We start from the raw sequence: 17,550 nt of genomic DNA on the forward strand, positions 1-17,550 counted from the left end.
CGAGTATGCGAGGGCCCGCCCACACGGGACCGACACGGCACTGACACGGCGGTGGTCCGGTGGTGGGGCGCCGTGGTCCCGCAGGATTCCGTCGGGGAGGCGACCGGCTCCGTACCGTACGCGGGCATGCGAAGGCCCCGCGTCTTCCTCCAGCGGGACTGGACGCGGGGCCGAGTGCGACACGATTCAGCCGAGTAATTCGGTGACCGCCCCCGCGAAGCCCGTGTCGAGCATGGTGCGGACCGTCGTGTCGGCGGAGCCGGCCAGGCCGGTGTCGTGGCAGGCGACGCTGAGCATGTACCGCCCGCCCAGGACCCGGTGGGTGTCGAACGCCCATTCGCCGTCGGCGGCGGGCCGGCCATCGGGCGCGAGGAGTTCGCCGCCGCCCTCGGCGAAGCCGAACTCGGTGAAGTCGAGCCGCAGCCCCTGCCCGAGCGCCTTGGTGTACGCCTCCTTGAGCGTCCACAGCCGCAGCAGCCGCGCCGCCCGCTCCCCCTCCGGAAGGTGTTCCAGCGCCCCGCGCTCGCCGGGTGTCAGGACGTGACCCTGGAGCAGGTCGTACGACATGGGCCGGGTGGCGGGTTCGACGTCGACGCCGATCCGGCCGTTGCGGCTGATGCCGACGGCGATCATGTCCTCGGTGTGGGTGAGGCTCACGTCGATCTGGTCGAGGCTGCGCAGATACGGGCGGCCGCCGATCCGGTACGCGAGGTCGAGTTCGGCCGGTCCGGTGCGCAGGGCGGCGGCCGCCGTGTACTTGGTGACGAGGCGCGAGGCGAGGAACCGGTAGCGCAGTGTGGGGTCCTGGGTGCGCCGGTAGCGCTGCCAGTCGCCGCCGAGCAGCCGGCGCAGGGCCGGCTGGGTGACGGCCGCCCCCAGCCACTCGCCCCAGGTGGTGTGGACGACGGCGTTGCCGTGGCGGTCCATGGCCTCGCGCACCAGGTGCCAGGGCGCACCCGGTCCCGCGACGTGGAGGGGTGCGCTGATCCGCCCGGCACCGGGCGCGGGGATGCTCGTCATGGCCTGCCTTCGTACGGGAGCGCGTCGAGGTCGTAGCCCAGACCCTGGCCGTGCCTGCGAAGCAGCTCGGCGAGCACCTGGTCCTGGACGCCGTCGGGCAGGGCGGGCACGGGGATGCCGAGGCGCTGCCCGGCCCGGGTGAGGGCGAGCACGGCCCAGGCGGGGTCGGCGAGGAACGGGTCGGCGCCGTCCTGGCCCTCCCAGACGGCGAGCACCGCGGCGGCGCCGACGATCCGGCTGTAGCGGTCGCCGAGCCGGACGACGGCCGGGTCGGCGAGGGCGGCGGGGCCGGGCGGGATGCGGCGGCACTGTGCGCGCAGCCCGCGCAGTTCGGTGGCGAACGCCTCGGCGAGCCCGGCCAGCGCGCCGGTGTGCCCGCCGGCTTCGCGGAGCGGGGCGAGCCGTTCGGCGGTCGCGGCGAGCGAGGCGGCCATGAAGTCGCCGCCGCCCGCGATGCCGAGGAGCCGGTAGTCCAGGTGGGGCAGCGCGGCGCCGGGCGCGAACAGCTCGGCGGGCGGCTCCGGTTCGGCGAACCAGGAGCGTTCGGCGAGGCCGCGCAGCTGGGGCACCAGGACCGACAGGCAGGAGGCGGATCCGGCGTGCCCGAGCCCGGCGACGGGCAGGTCGCGGCCGAGTTTGCCGAGCGCCCCGTACGCGGGGCTCGTGTGGTCGTAGCCCCGGGCGCCGAGGACCGTGGCGAGCTCTTCCAGGTTCTCCCGCAGCAGTTCGGGCACCACGTATTTGACGGCGGCGGCGAAGAGGTGGGCGCTCGCGGGCAGCAGGCTGAGGGCGCGCAGGACGGTGGTGGACATCGCGTCGCAGGCCAGGAGGTCGGCGAAGACCCCGGTGAGCGGCTTGTGCCGGCGCCGGGCGACCCCGCTCGCGCGGCCCTCCGTCGCGGCGCGCGCCGCGGAGTGCAGGACCGTTCCGGCGGCGGCGGTGACGAGCCCGCAGATCAGGCTCCGGTTCACCTGGAAGGCGCGCAGGGCGATACCGGCCCCGTCGCCGGGGTGGCCGACGAGCGCGTCCTCGGGCACGGGCAGCTCGGCGAATTCCAGCCCGGAGAACAGGGCCCCGCGCATTCCGGTGCTCTCCACCCGGGGCAGGTGGCGCAGGTGGGCCGGGTCCTGTCCGGCCGGGTCGAGCAGCAGGACGGAGTGGCTGCGCGGGCCGGGGGCCTCGTCGGTGCGGGCGTAGACGACGTGGAGGTCGGCGCGGGACGCGTTGAGGATGACGTCCTTGCGGCCGCTGATCCGGCGTCCGCCGGGGGCCGGGCGGGCGGTGAACTCGTGGCGCAGGATGGCGTTGGCGTGGGCGAGTTCGTGGTGCAGGATCGCGATCCGGCCGCCGTCCAGCAGCAGCCCGGCGGTCGCGCGGCGCTGCGGTTCGTCCCCGGCCGCCCACACGGCGCCCGCCGCGAACAGCGAGATGAGGCCGTGGCCCATGCCGAGGCCCAGGTCGCGCCGGAACACCGGCCGCAGGGCCCGGGCCAGCAGATCGGCACGGGCCAGCCGGCCGCCCAGGGCGACGGGCACGAATTCGGCACCGAGCCCTTCGTCACTGAGCAGGGCCTCGGTCGCCTCGGGCGGGGTGCTGCGGGCGTCGGCGTCGAACAGGGCGGCGAACCCGTGCGGGTTGGCGGGGTCGTAGGGGTCGCCGAGCCGTCCTTCCAGGCGCCGCGCCCGGTCGAGGGCGTCCGCGTCGGCGCGGTCGGGGGAAGAGGTGGCGGCGGGGCGCCCGGGGATCTCTGCGAGGGTGGTCATGACGGCGGCGTCCGCCTCCTTCGTCGTACGGGCACGGGGTACGGGTGGGCGTGGCTCGACCCTGCGGGCGGCCGCTCGCGACGCGGTGGAGAACGGCTCGGGAACCGCTCCACGGGCGCTCCGGAATCGGCCCAGCGGTGTCTCACAGCATGCGGACCGCGGTCTCCGCGTGCCGCTTCGCCAGGTTGAGCGTGGCCGTGGAATTGCGGCCCAGCGCCTCGCGTACGTACCGGCGGGCCTGGGGCAGTCCGGCGCCCGCGTCCAGCACCTGCTCGACGGCGCTCTCGCGGAGGACGACGGTGTGCTGGGAGACGACGGTGACGCCGGTCGCGTCGGGCACCACGGACCACTCGCCGGTGTGCGCCTCCATCAGGGCGGGGGTGGTGGTCTGCTTGTAGACGATGCGCCCGGCGTGCGGGAAGCAGATGCGGACGGACTCGGTGGTGTGCGTACCGCCGTCGGCGGTGACGGTGTCCATGGCCATGACCTGGACGCCGGGGGCGGGCTCGGTGAAGTCGAGGCGCGACACGTGCGGGACCAGCTCGGGCCAGTCGCCGATGCGGTACAGGAAGTCGTACACCAGCTCGGCGGGGCCGTGGACGCGTACCGAGTCCTCGAAGGACAGGACGAGGTCGTCCAGGAGGGTCCAGCGCTCCGCGACCCCCTTCAGACCGGCCAGCTCCGCTCGGGAGTTGGTGTCGCACGCGGTCTCGACCCACCGCACGTCCGCGGGGCCGTCCCCGGCGACGGTGAAGTCGTGCAGCAGGACCAGCCGGGTCCCGCCGCCGGGGCGTTCCTCCACGATCCAGGTGCCCTCCATGGTCTCGAGCGGGGCCTGCGGCCGGGTCTGCCGGAAGGTGACGCGGCGCGCCGCCGGGTCCTGGGTCCGCTCGGAGAGCCAGGACCGCACGTCGCCGTTGGCGGTCGCCCACATGCGCAGCCGCTCGTCGCGGCCGTCGAATTCCAGGCGCTCCACGTGCACGTTGGGCGGGAAGAACAGCGGCCAGCGCTCGGCGTCCGCGATCAGCCCGTAGACGACGCCCGGCTGGGCGTCCACGTCGACACTGTGCCTCGTCCGGTGCACACGTACGTCCGACACCACACACCTCTTTCTCGGTTGTTCGTGGACCCCGCCCGCGTGGCGCGGGCGGTCCGGGAGGGTCAGAAGTTGCCCAGGCCGCCGCAGACGTTGAGGGCCTGCGCCGTGATGGAGGCGGCGGGCCCGGACGCCAGGTAGCCGACCAGGGCCGCGACCTCCTCCGGGGTGGAGTAGCGCCCGAGGGGGATCTTGGCCTCGAAGCGGGCGAGGACGTCCTCGTCGGTGGTGTCCCAGGCGGCGGCGTATCCCGCGCGCACCCGCTGGGCCATCGCGGTCTCGACGTAGCCGGGGCAGACGGCGTTGACGGTGACGCCGGAGGGCGCCAGCTCGCGGCCGAGCGCCTTGGTGAAGCCGACGACACCGTGCTTGGAGGCGCTGTACGGGGCGCCGAGCAGGACGCCCTGCTTGCCGGCGGTGGAGGCGATGTTGATGATCCGGCCCCGGGCGGCGGCGTCCTGGAGCCCGCCGATCGCCAGGGCCTCGCGGGTCACCAGGAACACGCTGTTGAGGTTGGTGTCGATGACCTCGTACCAGAGCTCGTCGGTCAGCTCGGCGGTCACGCCGCCGCCGCTGCGCCCGGCGTTGTTGACGAGGACGGTGAGCGGCCCGTACGCGGTGACGGCGGCGCGCACCAGGGCGGCGACGTCCTCGCGGGAGCGCACGTCGGCGGCCTGCCCGGAGACGTCGAGTCCCTCGTCCCGCAGGGCGTCGACGGTCTCCTTGACGGCCGCGTCGGTCCGGGCGCACAGGAAGACGCGGTGTCCGGCGCGGCCGAGCGTACGGACCACTTCCAGGCCGATGCCGCTCGTGCCGCCGGTCACCAGGGCGACGGGACGGGTCTCGGAGGTGGCGGTCATGAGCGGTGCTCCTTCGTCGTGGCCAGGGGTACGGGGACGGCGCGCGGCTCCGCCCGGGCCGGCAGCGCGAGCGGGGCGGACGGCCCGACGGGTTCGAGGGCCCGGTCGAGCGCGGTCCGGCTGAGCACCGGGCCGCGCGCGGCGACGTATCCGTCGGGCCGCACCAGGAGCCAGGAGCCGGGGCGCAGGCCGAGCGCGGTGCGCAGCGCGGCGCCGGGGTCGGCGAGCGGTGCGGGGCCTTCGGAGCCGCCGAGGGTGCGTACGGAGAGCCATTCGGTGTACTGGGCGGCCGCGGTGACGGCGACGCCCACGGGCACGTCGCCGGGTCCGGAGCCGCCCGCCCCGAGGAGCAGGCTCCACCGCACGTCCCGCAGTTCGTCGGCGAACGCCTCGCGCACGGTGGGCTCCAGGCCGTCCAGCGCGACGGCCCGGGCGCGGTCGCCCGGGGCGGGCCCGGTGTCGGCGGTCGCGGCGGTGGTGAGCGGGGATGCGGCGTAGCCGATGCGCAGCCCGGACATCCCGCCGAGGACCTTGCGCTGAATGGCGCGGCGCAGCGGGGTGACGTTGCGTACGACGGTGAAGACGACGGGCAGCACGGCCGCGGCGAGCAGGTTCTTCAGCTGCACGAGGACGGTGGCGGTGCGGGTGGAGTCGAGGAGGGCGGCGCCGATGGGCACGCGCTCGGCGCCGTAGCTGTCGAGCAGCCGGTCCGCCGCGTGGCCCTGTTCGACCTGGGCGAGCTTCCAGGCCAGGTTGTACGCCTCCTGGATGCCGGTGTTCATGCCCTGGCCGGAGGCGGGGCTGTGCACATGGGCGGCGTCGCCCGCGACGAAGACCCGGCCCTCGCGCATCCGGTCGACCCTGCGCTGCTGGAACGTGAAGACGGACGTCCACTCACTGGGGCCCACGGTGACCTGGCGGCCCAGGCCCTTGGACAGCTTCGCGCCGAGGCGTTCCTCCGCGCCGGCGGGGTCGCGGTCCGGCACGGTGTCGAGGAGGCGCCAGTGGCCCTCGCGCGCGTACGGCACCATCATCAGCGCCTGTCCGCCGGTGTGCGCCCAGTAGATGGTGTCGGGCGGCAGGTCCATTGTGACGGGCACGTCGGCGAGCATCCAGGTCTCGCTGCTGGTGCCGGCGAGTTCCAGGCCGAGGAGCTTGCGGACGGTGCTGTGGCCGCCGTCGCACCCGATCAGCCACGAGGCGTCCGCGGTGCTCCGGGTGCCGTCAGCGTCCTCCAGGGTCACCCGCACCCCGTCCGAGCGCTGGTCGAGGCCGGTGAGCCGGACGCCCCACTCGATGTCGACGCCGAGCCGAGCCACCGCCTCGCGCAGCACGGCCTCCGTGTCGGTCTGGCCGATGACCAGCGTGAAGGGGTACGCGGTCGGCATCGACGCGTAGTCGGCCTGGAGGCGGACCAGGCGGCGGCCCTCGGCGTACATGGTGAAGGCGGCGTTGCGGCGGCCCCGGGCGAGCATGGCGTCCACGACGCCCATCTGGTCGTACGTCTCCAGGGTGCGCGGGTGGGTGGCGACGGCGCGGCTGGTGCGCGCGGGGCCGGGGGCCGCGTCGATCAGGCGGACCCGCAGGCCGCGGCGGGCCAGTTCGTGGGCGGCGGTCAGGCCGACGGGGCCGGCGCCCGCGATGAGCACCTGCGGCGGGGCGGCCGGCTCCGTGCCGGAGTTCACCATGGTCGGTCTCCCGGGGTGGGTGGCGGAACGGACGGTCGGGCGGTCACAGCGCGGCGCTGGCGCGCAGCTTCTGCCGCACGGCGCGCCGCCGGGGCTTCCCGGTGGGCGTGCGCGGCACGGTGTCGATCGCCTCGGCGAAGCGGATCTGCTCGAAGCGGCCGAGGCGGTCGTTGGCGCGTTCGGTGATGGCGTCGAGCACGTCGAGCACGCCGTGGCCGTACGGGTCGCCCTCCACCCCGGCGTCCTCGCGCAGCACGATCCCGGCCCATACCAGGGCCCCGTGCTCGGGGTCGGGCCAGTCCGCGACCAGGCAGTCGGCGACCCGGGGGTCGTCGGCGAGGATCCGCTCGACGCGGCTGGGCGAGACGATCTCGTTGTCGTACTTGAAGACGTCGGCGAGCCGGTCGACCAGGCTGAGGTTGCCCTCGTCGTCCAGGCGGCCGACGTCACCGGTCGCGAAGAAGCCGTCCGCGTCCACCTGGGCGGGGTGCGCCTCGTCCAGGTAACCGGCCATCAGCTGCGGCCCGCGCACCAGGACCTCGCCGACCGACCAGGGGCCGAGCGGGCGCCGGGTCGTCAGGTCCACGATGCGGCACTCGGTGCCCGCGACGACGGAGCCGACGGTGCCGGGGCGGTAGCGGCCGGGCCGCTGGCTGTGCGTGAGCGGGGACAGCTCGGCCATGCCGTACCCCTGGATGACGGGCACGCCGAGCCGTTGCTCCAGGACGCCCGCCGCCTGCGGCCGCAGCGCCGATCCGCCGGACAGCACGGCGGTCAGCCGCAGCCCGTCCGGCGCACCGCCCGCCGCGAGGCGCTCGTCGGCGGCCAGGGCGTGCAGCCGGGCGGGCAGCCCGTAGTAGTGCGTGGCCCCCGCGTCGGCGGCGGCGCCGAGCGAGGCGTAGGGGTCCGGGTCCTGGCAGAGGACCTGGCACGCGCCCGCGTACAGGGCCGAGTTCAGGTGCATGACGTGGTAGAGCGGCAGGTGGTTGAGGGTCACCGACGCGCCGGTCAGGCCGTGCGCGTCGGCGGTCTGCCAGGCGTTGGCGACCACGTTGCGATGGGTCAGCAGGACCCCCTTGGGGGCGCCGGTGGTCCCGGTGGTGAACTGCACGCACGCCACGTCGTCGGGCGATGCGGCGGGCCCGGCGTACGGCTGCGCCCCGGCGATCAGCTCGTGCAGGGGCACGGTGCCGGCGGGGGCCTGCCCGTCCATGGCCACCACGGTGCGCAAGGCGGGCAACCCGGGCGCGATCCTCGTCAGGGCGGCGGCGGTGGCGGCGGGCGCGAGGACGATCTCGGCGCCCGAGGTGGCGAGCACATGGCGCAGCCCGTCCGGCGGAATCAGCGGGTTGACCAGGACGACCGTGGCCCCGGCCCGCACGACCCCGTGGTAGGCGGCGGCGAACTCCGGGGTGAGGGCGTGGGTGACCCCGACCCGGGTGCCGCGGCCGACGCCCGCCGAGGAGAGCCGACCGGCGATCCGGTCGGCGTAGGCGTCGAGTTCGGCGAAGCGCAGCACGCGGGTCGCGGTGCGCACGGCGGTGCCGTCGGGGTCGCGCAGGGCGGCGCGGCGGAGCAGTCCGTCCACCAGGAGTTCGCCGTACGGGGTGTCGCGCACCGGGGGTCCCCTTCCGTTTCCGTCGTACACCGGCGGCCTTTACCTCCGGATTGCCTTCACCCTCCGCCGGTGCGCTTGAGGAATCTTCGAAGAGCGCTCGATCAGCACCACGGAAGGTGACGGAGAACCGCCCGAAGAACCCTGCGGAGGAAAAGGAAGACACGATGACGGCCGACACCACGCACCTCACCGGACCCGCGCCGGACACCTCGGAATTCGGTTCGCTGTACGCCGAGGTGCAGCAGTTCTACGCCCACCAGATGCAGCTCTTCGACCGGCACGAGGCCGAGCGCTGGGCCGCCACCTTCACCGAGGACGCCGTGTTCAGCGTGCCCACGCTGGACAGCCCGGTGCACGGGCGCGCGGAGCTGGCCGCCAACGTCCACCGCAACCGGGCCCGTCAGGAGCGCGAGGGCGGGCAGCTGCGCCACTGGATCGGCATGCTCGACGTGGACGTCCGCCCCGGCGGCGTCCTGCACACCCGCGCCTACGCCTTGGTCTTCGCGACACCCCGGGGCGGTGCGCCGGTGGTGTCGCGGTTCTGCGTGATGGCGGACGAACTGGTGCGCTGCCGGGGCCGGCTGCGGGTCCGGAGCCGCGTGGTGTCGCGGGACGACCTCACCGCCGGCTACCCGGCCCCGGAGCTCGTCTGAGGGATGCGCGGTGCGTCAGGCGCGGCAGACCGGCAGACCGCCGTGGTACCGCGCCATCTCCTGGAACAGCGCCCCGATGTCGAGGGGCGCGCCCGGGAGGGCGCCGCGCTCCTCCGCGTACGCCCGGTGCAGATTGGGCACCAGGCGCTCGGAGTCCAGGAGCCCGGCGTAAGGGCCGGGCCCCGCCTCCCGGGCGACGTCGTACGGGGTCAGGCCGGCGGCGACGCCCTCGCGGGCGAGCTCTTGGAGGCGGCGGAAGTACCCCGCGTCGGCGTCGAGGAGTTCCGGGCCGCCGACGGGCCCGTGCCCGGGGACGACCGTGAGCGGTTCCAGGGCGCGCAACTCGGCGAGGGCACGCAGGGAGCCGCTGACCGAGCCCATGGGGCAGAACGGGGTGACGCCGTTCATCACCACGTCACCGGCGAACAGGACGCGCCGCTCCGGCAGCCACACCACGGTGTCGCCGCAGGTGTGCGCGGGCCCCACGTGCAGGAGTTCGGCCCGCAGCTCCCCCACGTACAGCGTCATCCGCTCCTCGAAGGTGACCTGCGGGACGACGACTTCCAGGTCCCCCCAGCGCACCTCGGGCCAGAGTCCGGTCAGGTGCAGTCCGGCTGCGGCGGCCTCGTCCCGGGCCCGCGCGTGGCCGACGACGGTCGCTTCGGGGAAGACGCAGTTGCCGAAGGTGTGGTCGCCGTGGAAGTGCGTGTTGACCAGGTACCGGGGCGGCCCGTCCGCGACCGCCAGGACCCGGGCGCGCAGGGCGCGGGCCCGGTCCAGGGTGGCGACGGTGTCGATCAGCGCGCTCTCACCGCCGTCGGCGAGCAGCCCGGAGTTGTTCAGGCACCAGCCGCCGTGGCCCTGGACATGGGCGTGGACACCGTCGGCGATCTCAGCGAGCCGGTCCGGCATTCAAGCCGCCGACCGGGCGGCCAGCGCCCCGTTGACGAGGTCGAGGTACGCGCGCGGCGTCTGCGCCTCGTCCAGCGCCTCCTCGTCCAGCGCCACGTCGTGGTCGCGCTCGATGATGCCGGTGACCTGGAGCAGGGCCAGCGAGTCGTAGCCCAGGTCGAGAAAGAGGAGGTCCTGGGCGGCCTCGTCCAGCGGCACCCCCTCGTCGCTGCCGGCGGCGTCGCGCAGCAGGGCGGCAAGGTCGATCAGGTGCAGGCGGTCCACGGTGTTCCCCTCCTGGTACGGGTGTGCGTTCGGGTGGTGCTCAGAGGTGTACGGCGCTCACGCGCGGGGCGCGCGCACCACCGCCGCCGCGTTGAAGCCGCCCCGGCCCCGGGCGAGGACCAGCGCGTGCCGCAGCCGCGCCGGGCGTGGCGTTCCGGTCACCAGGTCCACCGGGCAGTCGTCGGCGAGCCGTCCGACCGGTGCGCCCGGCGGGACGACTTGGTCGCGCAGGGCGAGCAGGGCCGCCGCCAGATCGAGGGCGGACCCGCCGGAACCGAGGCGCCCGAACAACGACTTCGGGGCCGTCACCGGCACCCCGTACGGGCCGAAGAGTTCGGTGAGCGCGGCGGCCTCGGCGCGGTCGGCGTCCCGGTTCCCGGCGGCGTCCGCGAAGACCACGTCCACGTCCGCCGCGTCGACCCGGGCGTCGGCGAGAGCGAGGCGTGCGGCATCGAGCAGCCGGGGCGCGCCGCGTCCGGGCGCCGGGTCGAAGGTGGCGGCGCAGCCCTCGACGGTGCCGAGGACGCGGGCCCCCCTGGCGTGCGCGGCGGCGCCGTCCTCCACGACGAGCAGGGCGCCGCCCTCCCCCACGACGTGCCCGGAGGCGTCGGCGGAGAACGGCAGATAGGCGTCGGCCGGGTCGCGCCGGGTGCTGAGGCCTCCGGCGGCCAGCTGGGCGGTGAAGCCCCACGGGCACACCGTCGCGTCGAAGCCGCCGGTGAGGACGGCGCGGCCGCCCTTGCGCAGCTGGCGCCGGGCCTGGGCCATCGCGTCGAGGCCGCCCGCCTGCTCGGAGACGACGACCCCGCTGGGGCCGCGCAGGCCGTGCCGGATGGAGATCTGCCCGGAGTTGGCGGCGTAGAACCAGGCAAAGGACTGGAAGGCGCCGACGTACCGGCTGCCCTTGCTCCACAGCTCCTGGAGCTCGCGCTGGCCGAATTCGAAGCCGCCCGCGCCGTTGGCGGTGACGACGCCCATGCCGTACTCGGGCAGGGCCGACGGGTCGATGTCCGCGCTCGTGATGGCCTCGGCCGCCGCCGCGAGGGCGAGCCGGGTGACCCGGTCGGTCTGCGGCAGCAGCTTGGCCGGCACGTGCACCGCGTCCTCGAAGCCGGTGACCTCGCCGGCAAGGACGGCCGGGTAGCCGGAGGCGTCGAACCGGGTGACGGGGCCGATCGCGCGGTGGCCGCGCAGGACCGCCGACCACCAGGTCTCGGTGCCGACGCCGCCGGGCGCGGCGATCCCGATGCCGGTGACGGCCGCGGTCGCTGTCGCGGTGCGGGCGGGGGCGGTCAGCGGTGCCGGGGCGGTCATCGGCGTGCCTCCGTCCGGGGTGCGGTGAGCACCATCGCGCTCTGGAAGCCGCCGAATCCGCTGCCGACGCTGAGGACGGTGTCGGTGCGCTGCTCGCGGGCGACGAGGGGTACGTAGTCGAGGTCGCAGCTCGGGTCGGGCTCGTGGAGGTTGGCGGTGGGCGGGACCGTGTCGTGCTCGATGGCCAGCGCGCACGCGGCGATCTCCAGGGAGCCGATCGCGCCGAGCGAGTGCCCGATCATCGACTTGATGGAGCTGACGGGCACCCGGTAGGCGTGCTCGCCCAGGCTCGCCTTGAAGGCGGCCGTCTCGTGCTTGTCGTTCTGCTTGGTCCCCGAGCCGTGCGCGTTGACGTAGTCGACGGCGGTCGGGTCGAGCCGCGCCTCGTCCAGGGCGATCCGGACGGCCTCAGCCATCTCCCGCCCGTCCAGGCGCAGTCCGGTCATGTGGTACGCGTTCGAGCGGCTGGCGAACCCCGCGATCTCCGCGTACACATGCGCCCCCCGGCGTACCGCGTGCGTGTACTCCTCCAGCACCAGTACGGCGCTGCCCTCGCCGAGGACGAAGCCGCCCCGGGTCCGGTCGAAGGGGCGCGAGGCGGTCTCCGGCTCGTCGTTGCGCGCGGAGGTGGCCCGGATCGCGTCGAAGGAGGCCAGGGTGATCGGGGTGATCGGCGCCTCGGACGCACCGGCCAGCATCACATCGGCGCTGCCCTCCCGGATGAGCTCCGCGGCGTGCCCGAGCGAGTCGAGGCCGGAGGTGCACCCGGTGGAGACGACCGCGACGGGGCCGAGCGCCCCGGCGTCCCAGGCGACCTCGGCGGCCACGGAGCTCGGCACGAGGTAGTCCCCGAGCCGTTCCTCCGCGCGGGCCGGGTCCAGCAGCCAGTGTGCGCCGCCCTCGCTGACCTGCGCGTACACCTCGTCGAGCCCGCTGCTGCACCCGACCGCGGTGCCCAGCGAGACGCCGGTGCGCTCGCCCCCGGCCGCCAGGTCGAGGCCGCTGTCGGCGACGGCCTCGCGGGCGGCGGTGAGCGCGAACTGCGCGACGCGGTCCAGGCGGTGGACATCGGCCGCGTCGAAGCCGTGGTGCGCGGGGTCGAAGTCGGCCTCGGCGGCGATCCGGGACCGGAACGAGGTGGCGTCGAAGCGGGTGATGCGTCGGGTGGCGGTACGGCCCTCCGTCAGCAGCGACCAGAACGCGGCGGTGCCGGTGCCGCCCGGGGCGACCACCCCCACACCGGTGATGACGACCCGCCTCATCGGACACCCGCCGGCTGCGGGGCGAGCCGGCGCACCACGCGTGCGGCGCGGCCCACCAGCCGGGGCAGGTCGTGGCCCCGCAGGAAGAAGTGGTCGCCGGGCACGGTCCGGACGGCGAAGGGGCCGGTGGTCCAGGCGCGCCACTGCGCCATGGCACCGGGCTGCGCCAGCGGGTCGTCGGCGCCGGCCACCGCGAGCACGGGGACCGCGAGCGGCCCGGCCGACGAGGGCTCACGGGCGGCCGTCCGCAGCTCGTGGGCGAGGACGAGGTCGTCGCGGAGCACCGGCAGCACGGCCTGGTGCCAGAAGTCGCCGGGCTTGGCGCGCGCGGGCAGGGCGTTGGCCTCGCCGAGCAGGCGCAGCAGTTCCTCGTCGCCCGCCCGGCACTGGTCGGCCAGGGCGGACAGCCGGTCGGGCGGCGGGCAGGCGCCGACGACGAGCAGCGCGGGCCCTTGGAGCCCCGCCTCGTGCAGGGCCCGGGTGACGCTGTACGCGACGAGGGCGCCGAGGCTGTGCCCGTACAGGATGTACGGGGCTTCGCCGCCCTCGCCGCTCTCGCCGGTGAAGTGGGGCAGCTGGTCCGCGAGCAGGTCGGCGGGGCGGGTGAGGCGCGGCTCGGAGCGCCGGCGTTCGCGGCCGGGCAGCAGGTGCGGCACGGTCTCGACGCCGGGGCCGAGGCGCGGGCCCCAGCCGTAGAAGGCGGAGACGCCCGCTCCGGCGTGCGCGAAGCAGTGGAGCCGTACGGGCCGTTCGTCGGACATGGGCCGTCCTCTCGCATAGGGGTCCGGGCCCTCGGCCCGGGCCCTCGGCCCGGGCCCTCCCCGACCGCAGTCTGGTCATTCCCACTCGAACGGTGCTGGACCTCGGCTCAGGCGGCGTACAGATCGAACGTGGACAGCCCGCGCCGCCCGCTGAGCACATCGAGCGCCGGGTCGACGGTGAGCATGGCCCGGTGCAGCCGCTGCATCTGCGGCGACGGCTCCACGCCCAGCTCCTCCACGAGGCGGAGCCTCAGCCTGCGGTAGACGTCGAGGGCGGTGGCCTGGCGGCCGGACCGGTAGAGGGCGACCATCGCCTGCGAGTGCAGCCCCTCGTGCTGAGGGTGACGCATGACCAGGTCGGTGAGCTCGGCCAGGACCTCGGTGTGCCGCCCGCAGCGCAGATCCGCGTCGATCCGCCGCTCGACGGTGACCAGGCGCGACTCCTCCAGCCGCATCACCTCGATGTCGAGGACCGGGCCCAGCCGCACGTCGACCAGCGCGGAGCCCTGCCACATGCCGAGCGCCTCGCCGAACAGCGCGGACGCCCGGACGTCCTCGCCCCGGTCGAAGGCGCCGCGCCCGGCCGTCACCAGCTCCTCGTAACGGTGCACGTCGACGGCGTCCGGCGGGACCTGGAGCAGATAGCCGCCGTGCCGGGTGGCCAGGACGTCCTTCGCGGAGCCGGGGGTGTCGGGCCCCATGGCGGTGCCGAGCCTGCGGCGTAATTGAAGGATGTACGTCTGAAGGGTGGTCATGGCGCTCTGCGGCGAGTTGCTGCCCCAGATCTCTTCCATGAGGGTGGGCACGGGCACGACGCGGCCCGGATGGAAGGCGAGCAACGCGAGGAGCTGTCGCGGTTTGCCCGCGGTGGGCACGATCGACATCCCGTTGACCTCGGCACTCAACGGACCCAGAACCTGTATGCGCACGGTGGCCTCCCCAAGGACCGGCCAGGGTGGGCCCGGCCGTGATCGCGTGCGCCGGCGCCTTCGCCCCCGTGGCCGAAAGCCGTCGGCGCCAGGCACGCTAGCCCCGGCCACACCGTGCGCCTCATTCTCTCGATCAGCGTTCGAGCAGCTCTCCAAGCAGGCATTGCGGCCGAATTGCGGCCCCCGGAGCGCCGCCTCAAGAACACGCAGACGACGACTGGAGGGGCGCTCGGGCGGTCTCCCCCGGCCACCGGCCGGTGGTTACCGTCCATCGCGTGACCGGATTACGAGGGAGGGCCACCCGATGAGCGTCCTCGCCACTCCGCGCCCGGAGGCGGCGCGGTCCGCCGCCGCGAACAGCCCCGTGGAGTTCCGGCTGCTGGGTCCGGTCATGGTCCACGACGCCGCCGGGGGCGCGGACATCGTCCCGGCTGGCTCCAAACAGCGCGCGCTGCTCGCCGCGTTCGTCACGCACGCCGGGGTGCTGCTCGACGTGGACCGGCTGGCGGCGGAGCTGTGGGACGGGGCGGACGGGGCGCCTCCCGGGAACGCGGCGAACGCCCTTCAGGCCCATGTGGCCCGGCTGCGGCGGCTGCTGCCCGCGCCCGGCGACTACGGCCATGTGTGGATCAGCACCCTGCCGACGGGCTACCTGCTCGACCTGGGCGGCGCCTCCACCGACGTCCATCGCTTCACCCGGCGCTCGTCCGAGGGGCGGGCGGCCGTCGCCACCGACCCGGCCCGGGCGGCGCAGATCCTGCACGGCGCCCTGGAGTTGTGGCGCGGCCCGGCGTTGCAGGACTGCCGCAGGGGGCCGGTGTGCGCGGCGGAGGCCGACCGGCTGGACGAGATGCGGCTCACCACGCTGGAGGCGCTGTACGAGGCGCGGCTGCGCTGCGAGCGGCACGGCGAGTGCGTCGGCGACCTGGAACGGCTGACCGCCGACCACCCGCTGCGCGAGCGCTTCTACGACCTGCTCATGGTCGCCCTGTACCGCAGCGGCCGCCAGGCGGAGGCCATCGGCGTCTACGAGCGGGCCCGGCGCCGCCTGGTCGCCGCCCTCGGCATCGAACCGGGCCCGGCGCTGCGCGGCCGCCTGGAGTCGGTGCTCACCCACTCCCCCGGCCTGTCCGCGCCCGTGGCCCCCGGCGTCCTGGACGAACTGGACCGGCTGCGCCGCCGGGTGGACGAGCTGGGCAGGCAGCAGCTGGAGCTGACCCGCCGGCTGAACGCCGCGACGGCGGGCCCGCAGGCGGCGGGTGCTCAAGCCGCGGCCAGGTGAGCGGCGAGCGCGGTGAGGTCCGGGTGGTCGTGGAGGACGACGGAGCGCTCCCGTAGCCCGTACAGCCGGTTGACCGCCGTCATGAACTCCGCGCCCGCCCGGGCGTCGACCCCCAGATCGCTGAACGGGGTGCACGGGTCCAGGTCCCACGGATCGCAGGCCAGCACTTGCGCCAGCTCCTCGCGCAGTTCGTCGGCCGAAGGCAGCGGACGGCACGGCGGCAAGGCCGGGGCGACGAGGGGCGCGGGCCCCGCCACGCACCGCGCCTCCCGCGCCACATGCAGGGCGAACGCCTCAAGGCAGGGGTGGTCCAGGACGGCCGCGCCCTTGATGGCGGTGCCGAAGCGGGCGTTGACGGTCGCCACGAACTCCGTGCCGAGCAGCGAGTCGAGGCCGATCTCCGGGAACGGCTGCCAGGGGTGCAGGGTGCACGCGTCGCGCCGGATGACGTCCGCCAGCAGGCCGAGCAGCGTCGCCAGGAGTTCGGTGGGGGCGGAGACCATGTCACGCGGCCCGCACGGCCTCGGCCCGGGGCCGTGGCGGCACCGTGCGGTAGCGGTTGGTCCGCCCGGGGCCCACGAGCACCGGCAGCAGCAGCCGCCACAGCGCCCCGCCCTCCTCGGGCCGCACCCCGGCCCCGGCGGTCCGGTCGGTACCGGGCGGCGCGATCCCGTACAGGAGGGCGGCGAGCAGCGCCTCGGCGCCGTCGCCCCCGGCGTCCCCGCTCAGCTCCCCGGCCGCGTCTGCCTCGTCCAGCAGGCGCCGGGCCTCGGCGAGCCACGCCCGGCGCAGGCCGCCGGTGCCGGCCGGCCCGTCCACCCCGTCGTCGGCCAGCCGGAACGCGGCCCGGGAGACCGGGTCGTCGCGCCGGACCAGGGTGAGCCAGTGCGTCAGGTCGATGAGGCGCTGCACCGGGCCGTCGCCGGTCGCCCGGCGCTCGTCCAGGAACTCCCCGAGCAGGCCGCGGCCGTGCAGCACCACCGCGTCCGCCAGCGCGTCCTTCGACGGGAAGTGGAAGTACAGCGCTCCCTTGGTCACGCCCGCGGCGGCGGCGATCTCGCCGAGCGTGGCACTCGCGTACCCGCTCCGGGTGAACAGCTCCGCCGCGGCGTCGATGAGCCGGCGCCTGGTGCGCTCCGACCTCTCCTGCATTTCGCCCTCCCAGGACCGTGGGACCCCTGCGCTCGGCCGGCGCTCAGCCGACCTGGGTCAGCCGTTCGCCGGTGTCGGCGGCGGCCGTCCCGGGTGCCGGTGCGGACCCGGCCTTCAGAATGGAGCGCTGCAGTCGTTGCAGCCCTGCGGATGGCTCGAGCCCCAGCTCACCGACGAGCCTGGTCCGCAGCCGGTGGTAGGCGTCCAGCGCCTCGCTGCGCCGGCCCGAGCGGTGCAGGGCGACCAGGTAGTGGGCGTGCAGGTTCTCGTGCGTGCGGTAGCGGCTGACCAGGACCGTGAGTTCGCTCAGCAGCTCGCGGTGCCGGCCGAGGCGCAGGTCGGCGTCGATGCGCTGGTCCAGGGCGCACAGCCAGGTCTCCTCCAGGCGCCGGATCTCCATGTCCAGCCGCGGCCCCGTCCGTACGTCGACGAGGGCGGCGCCGGTCCACAGGGCGAGCGCGTCGCGCAGTTCGCGCGCGGCACGCCGAAAATCGCCCGCGTCGCTCGTGCGGTAGCCGCAGCCGACGAGCCGCTCGAACTCGCGGACGTCGACGGTGCCGCCCGAGGTGGCCAGCATGTACCCGCCGGGAGTGGTGACCAGGACGTCCTTCGCCGTACGCGACGAGGCGCCGCCCGGGGCGCGTTCCAGGGCCGCGGCGATGAGCTCGCGCACCTGCAACACGTAGGTCTGCAAGGTGGTACGGGCGCTGCGCGGCGGGTTCCCGCCCCACAGCTCCTCGATCAGGTCGGGCACGGAGACGACACGGTCGGCGTGCACGGCCAGGAGCGCCAACACCTGCCGGGCCTTCGGCGCCGTCGGGGTGACCGAGATCCCGCCCTCGGTGACGGCCAGTGCGCCCAGTACTTCGATGTCCATGGAGCTCCCCCTCTTCACGCACGACTCATCAGCGAAGCTAAAAACAGGGCACGCGGTTTGTCAATACCAAACCGCGTGCCCTGTTTACAAGGGATCTCC

The 17,550-nt window shown here is 75.0% G+C and carries 17 protein-coding genes; 2 read left to right on the forward strand and 15 right to left on the reverse strand.

Annotated elements, in window-relative coordinates; genetic code table 11:
* Positions 1-186 precede the first annotated feature (186 nt).
* The 6 genes from ACIQZN_RS30885 to ACIQZN_RS30910 all read right to left on the reverse strand — a co-directional run bounded on the left by ACIQZN_RS30885 (position 187) and on the right by ACIQZN_RS30910 (position 8,045).
* Positions 187-1,020: a 4'-phosphopantetheinyl transferase family protein gene (locus ACIQZN_RS30885; RefSeq protein WP_404000896.1), complete on the reverse strand. Its 834-nt coding sequence runs from the start codon at positions 1,018-1,020 to the stop codon at positions 187-189.
* Complete coding sequence (locus tag ACIQZN_RS30890) at positions 1,017-2,783, reverse strand: acyl-CoA dehydrogenase (protein ID WP_404000899.1); 1,767 nt, start codon at positions 2,781-2,783, stop codon at positions 1,017-1,019. Before ACIQZN_RS30890 ends, ACIQZN_RS30885 begins: the two co-directional genes overlap by 4 nt.
* Positions 2,784-2,925: 142 nt before the next feature.
* Complete coding sequence (locus ACIQZN_RS30895; RefSeq protein WP_404000902.1) at positions 2,926-3,882, reverse strand: aromatase/cyclase; 957 nt, start codon at positions 3,880-3,882, stop codon at positions 2,926-2,928.
* Between the two features lie 62 nt (positions 3,883-3,944).
* Positions 3,945-4,739 (reverse strand): SDR family NAD(P)-dependent oxidoreductase, encoded by a 795-nt coding sequence (locus tag ACIQZN_RS30900; protein ID WP_404000905.1) that lies wholly within the window; start codon positions 4,737-4,739, stop codon positions 3,945-3,947.
* A complete protein-coding gene (locus ACIQZN_RS30905; RefSeq protein WP_404000908.1) occupies positions 4,736-6,427 on the reverse strand; it encodes an FAD-dependent oxidoreductase in 1,692 nt (563 codons plus the stop codon). The genes ACIQZN_RS30900 and ACIQZN_RS30905 overlap by 4 nt, the downstream gene beginning before the upstream one ends.
* A 43-nt stretch (positions 6,428-6,470) precedes the next feature.
* Complete coding sequence (locus tag ACIQZN_RS30910) at positions 6,471-8,045, reverse strand: class I adenylate-forming enzyme family protein (RefSeq protein ID WP_404000911.1); 1,575 nt, start codon at positions 8,043-8,045, stop codon at positions 6,471-6,473.
* Between the two features lie 164 nt (positions 8,046-8,209).
* Here ACIQZN_RS30910 and ACIQZN_RS30915 point away from each other — a divergent pair, with 164 nt between their 5' ends.
* On the forward strand, positions 8,210-8,698 hold the full coding sequence (locus ACIQZN_RS30915; RefSeq protein WP_404000914.1) for a nuclear transport factor 2 family protein: 489 nt from the start codon (positions 8,210-8,212) through the stop codon (positions 8,696-8,698).
* 15 nt (positions 8,699-8,713) lie between these two features.
* Here the strand turns inward: ACIQZN_RS30915 and ACIQZN_RS30920 are convergent, their stop codons facing one another.
* The 6 genes from ACIQZN_RS30920 to ACIQZN_RS30945 all read right to left on the reverse strand — a co-directional run bounded on the left by ACIQZN_RS30920 (position 8,714) and on the right by ACIQZN_RS30945 (position 14,140).
* On the reverse strand, positions 8,714-9,610 hold the full coding sequence (locus ACIQZN_RS30920) for an MBL fold metallo-hydrolase (protein ID WP_404000917.1): 897 nt from the start codon (positions 9,608-9,610) through the stop codon (positions 8,714-8,716).
* Complete coding sequence (locus ACIQZN_RS30925) at positions 9,611-9,874, reverse strand: acyl carrier protein (protein WP_404000920.1); 264 nt, start codon at positions 9,872-9,874, stop codon at positions 9,611-9,613.
* 57 nt (positions 9,875-9,931) lie between these two features.
* Positions 9,932-11,188, reverse strand: coding sequence for a beta-ketoacyl synthase N-terminal-like domain-containing protein (locus tag ACIQZN_RS30930; protein WP_404000923.1), 1,257 nt, complete (start codon positions 11,186-11,188; stop codon positions 9,932-9,934).
* Positions 11,185-12,450: a beta-ketoacyl-[acyl-carrier-protein] synthase family protein gene (locus ACIQZN_RS30935; protein WP_404000925.1), complete on the reverse strand. Its 1,266-nt coding sequence runs from the start codon at positions 12,448-12,450 to the stop codon at positions 11,185-11,187. The genes ACIQZN_RS30930 and ACIQZN_RS30935 overlap by 4 nt, the downstream gene beginning before the upstream one ends.
* On the reverse strand, positions 12,447-13,211 hold the full coding sequence (locus tag ACIQZN_RS30940; RefSeq protein WP_404000928.1) for a thioesterase II family protein: 765 nt from the start codon (positions 13,209-13,211) through the stop codon (positions 12,447-12,449). Before ACIQZN_RS30940 ends, ACIQZN_RS30935 begins: the two co-directional genes overlap by 4 nt.
* A 107-nt stretch (positions 13,212-13,318) precedes the next feature.
* The gene (locus ACIQZN_RS30945) at positions 13,319-14,140 is read right to left on the reverse strand and encodes a BTAD domain-containing putative transcriptional regulator (protein ID WP_404000931.1); all 822 of its coding nucleotides are present in this window, start codon (positions 14,138-14,140) and stop codon (positions 13,319-13,321) included.
* Between the two features lie 304 nt (positions 14,141-14,444).
* On the opposite strand from ACIQZN_RS30945, the gene ACIQZN_RS30950 reads away from it, so the two are divergent.
* A complete protein-coding gene (locus tag ACIQZN_RS30950; RefSeq protein ID WP_404000934.1) occupies positions 14,445-15,422 on the forward strand; it encodes a BTAD domain-containing putative transcriptional regulator in 978 nt (325 codons plus the stop codon).
* Here the strand turns inward: ACIQZN_RS30950 and ACIQZN_RS30955 are convergent.
* From ACIQZN_RS30955 to ACIQZN_RS30965, 3 genes are read right to left on the reverse strand one after another with little or no spacing between them, the layout of a single operon-like run.
* A complete protein-coding gene (locus ACIQZN_RS30955; RefSeq protein ID WP_404000937.1) occupies positions 15,404-15,925 on the reverse strand; it encodes an acyl carrier protein in 522 nt (173 codons plus the stop codon). The two genes, ACIQZN_RS30950 and ACIQZN_RS30955, sit on opposite strands and share 19 nt — an antisense overlap.
* Before the next feature lies 1 nt (position 15,926).
* The gene (locus ACIQZN_RS30960) at positions 15,927-16,574 is read right to left on the reverse strand and encodes a ScbR family autoregulator-binding transcription factor (RefSeq protein ID WP_404000940.1); all 648 of its coding nucleotides are present in this window, start codon (positions 16,572-16,574) and stop codon (positions 15,927-15,929) included.
* A 43-nt stretch (positions 16,575-16,617) separates the two neighbouring features.
* Positions 16,618-17,451: a BTAD domain-containing putative transcriptional regulator gene (locus ACIQZN_RS30965; protein ID WP_404000943.1), complete on the reverse strand. Its 834-nt coding sequence runs from the start codon at positions 17,449-17,451 to the stop codon at positions 16,618-16,620.
* Positions 17,452-17,550 lie beyond the last annotated feature (99 nt).

The organism is Streptomyces sp. NPDC097595, assembly GCF_044761525.1.
GTDB classification, from domain to species: Bacteria; Actinomycetota; Actinomycetes; order Streptomycetales; family Streptomycetaceae; genus Streptomyces; species Streptomyces drozdowiczii_A.

Coding starts and splice junctions, on each gene's coding strand:
- ACIQZN_RS30885 (WP_404000896.1), bottom strand. CDS start 1,020: ATGACGAGCATCCCCGCGCCCGGTGCCGGGCGGATCAGCGCACCCCTC.
- ACIQZN_RS30890 (WP_404000899.1), bottom strand. CDS start 2,783: ATGACCACCCTCGCAGAGATCCCCGGGCGCCCCGCCGCCACCTCTTCC.
- ACIQZN_RS30900 (WP_404000905.1), bottom strand. CDS start 4,739: ATGACCGCCACCTCCGAGACCCGTCCCGTCGCCCTGGTGACCGGCGGC.
- ACIQZN_RS30905 (WP_404000908.1), bottom strand. CDS start 6,427: ATGGTGAACTCCGGCACGGAGCCGGCCGCCCCGCCGCAGGTGCTCATC.
- ACIQZN_RS30915 (WP_404000914.1), top strand. CDS start 8,210: ATGACGGCCGACACCACGCACCTCACCGGACCCGCGCCGGACACCTCG.
- ACIQZN_RS30920 (WP_404000917.1), bottom strand. CDS start 9,610: ATGCCGGACCGGCTCGCTGAGATCGCCGACGGTGTCCACGCCCATGTC.
- ACIQZN_RS30930 (WP_404000923.1), bottom strand. CDS start 11,188: ATGACCGCCCCGGCACCGCTGACCGCCCCCGCCCGCACCGCGACAGCG.
- ACIQZN_RS30935 (WP_404000925.1), bottom strand. CDS start 12,450: ATGAGGCGGGTCGTCATCACCGGTGTGGGGGTGGTCGCCCCGGGCGGC.
- ACIQZN_RS30940 (WP_404000928.1), bottom strand. CDS start 13,211: ATGTCCGACGAACGGCCCGTACGGCTCCACTGCTTCGCGCACGCCGGA.
- ACIQZN_RS30950 (WP_404000934.1), top strand. CDS start 14,445: ATGAGCGTCCTCGCCACTCCGCGCCCGGAGGCGGCGCGGTCCGCCGCC.
- ACIQZN_RS30955 (WP_404000937.1), bottom strand. CDS start 15,925: ATGGTCTCCGCCCCCACCGAACTCCTGGCGACGCTGCTCGGCCTGCTG.
- ACIQZN_RS30960 (WP_404000940.1), bottom strand. CDS start 16,574: ATGCAGGAGAGGTCGGAGCGCACCAGGCGCCGGCTCATCGACGCCGCG.
- ACIQZN_RS30965 (WP_404000943.1), bottom strand. CDS start 17,451: ATGGACATCGAAGTACTGGGCGCACTGGCCGTCACCGAGGGCGGGATC.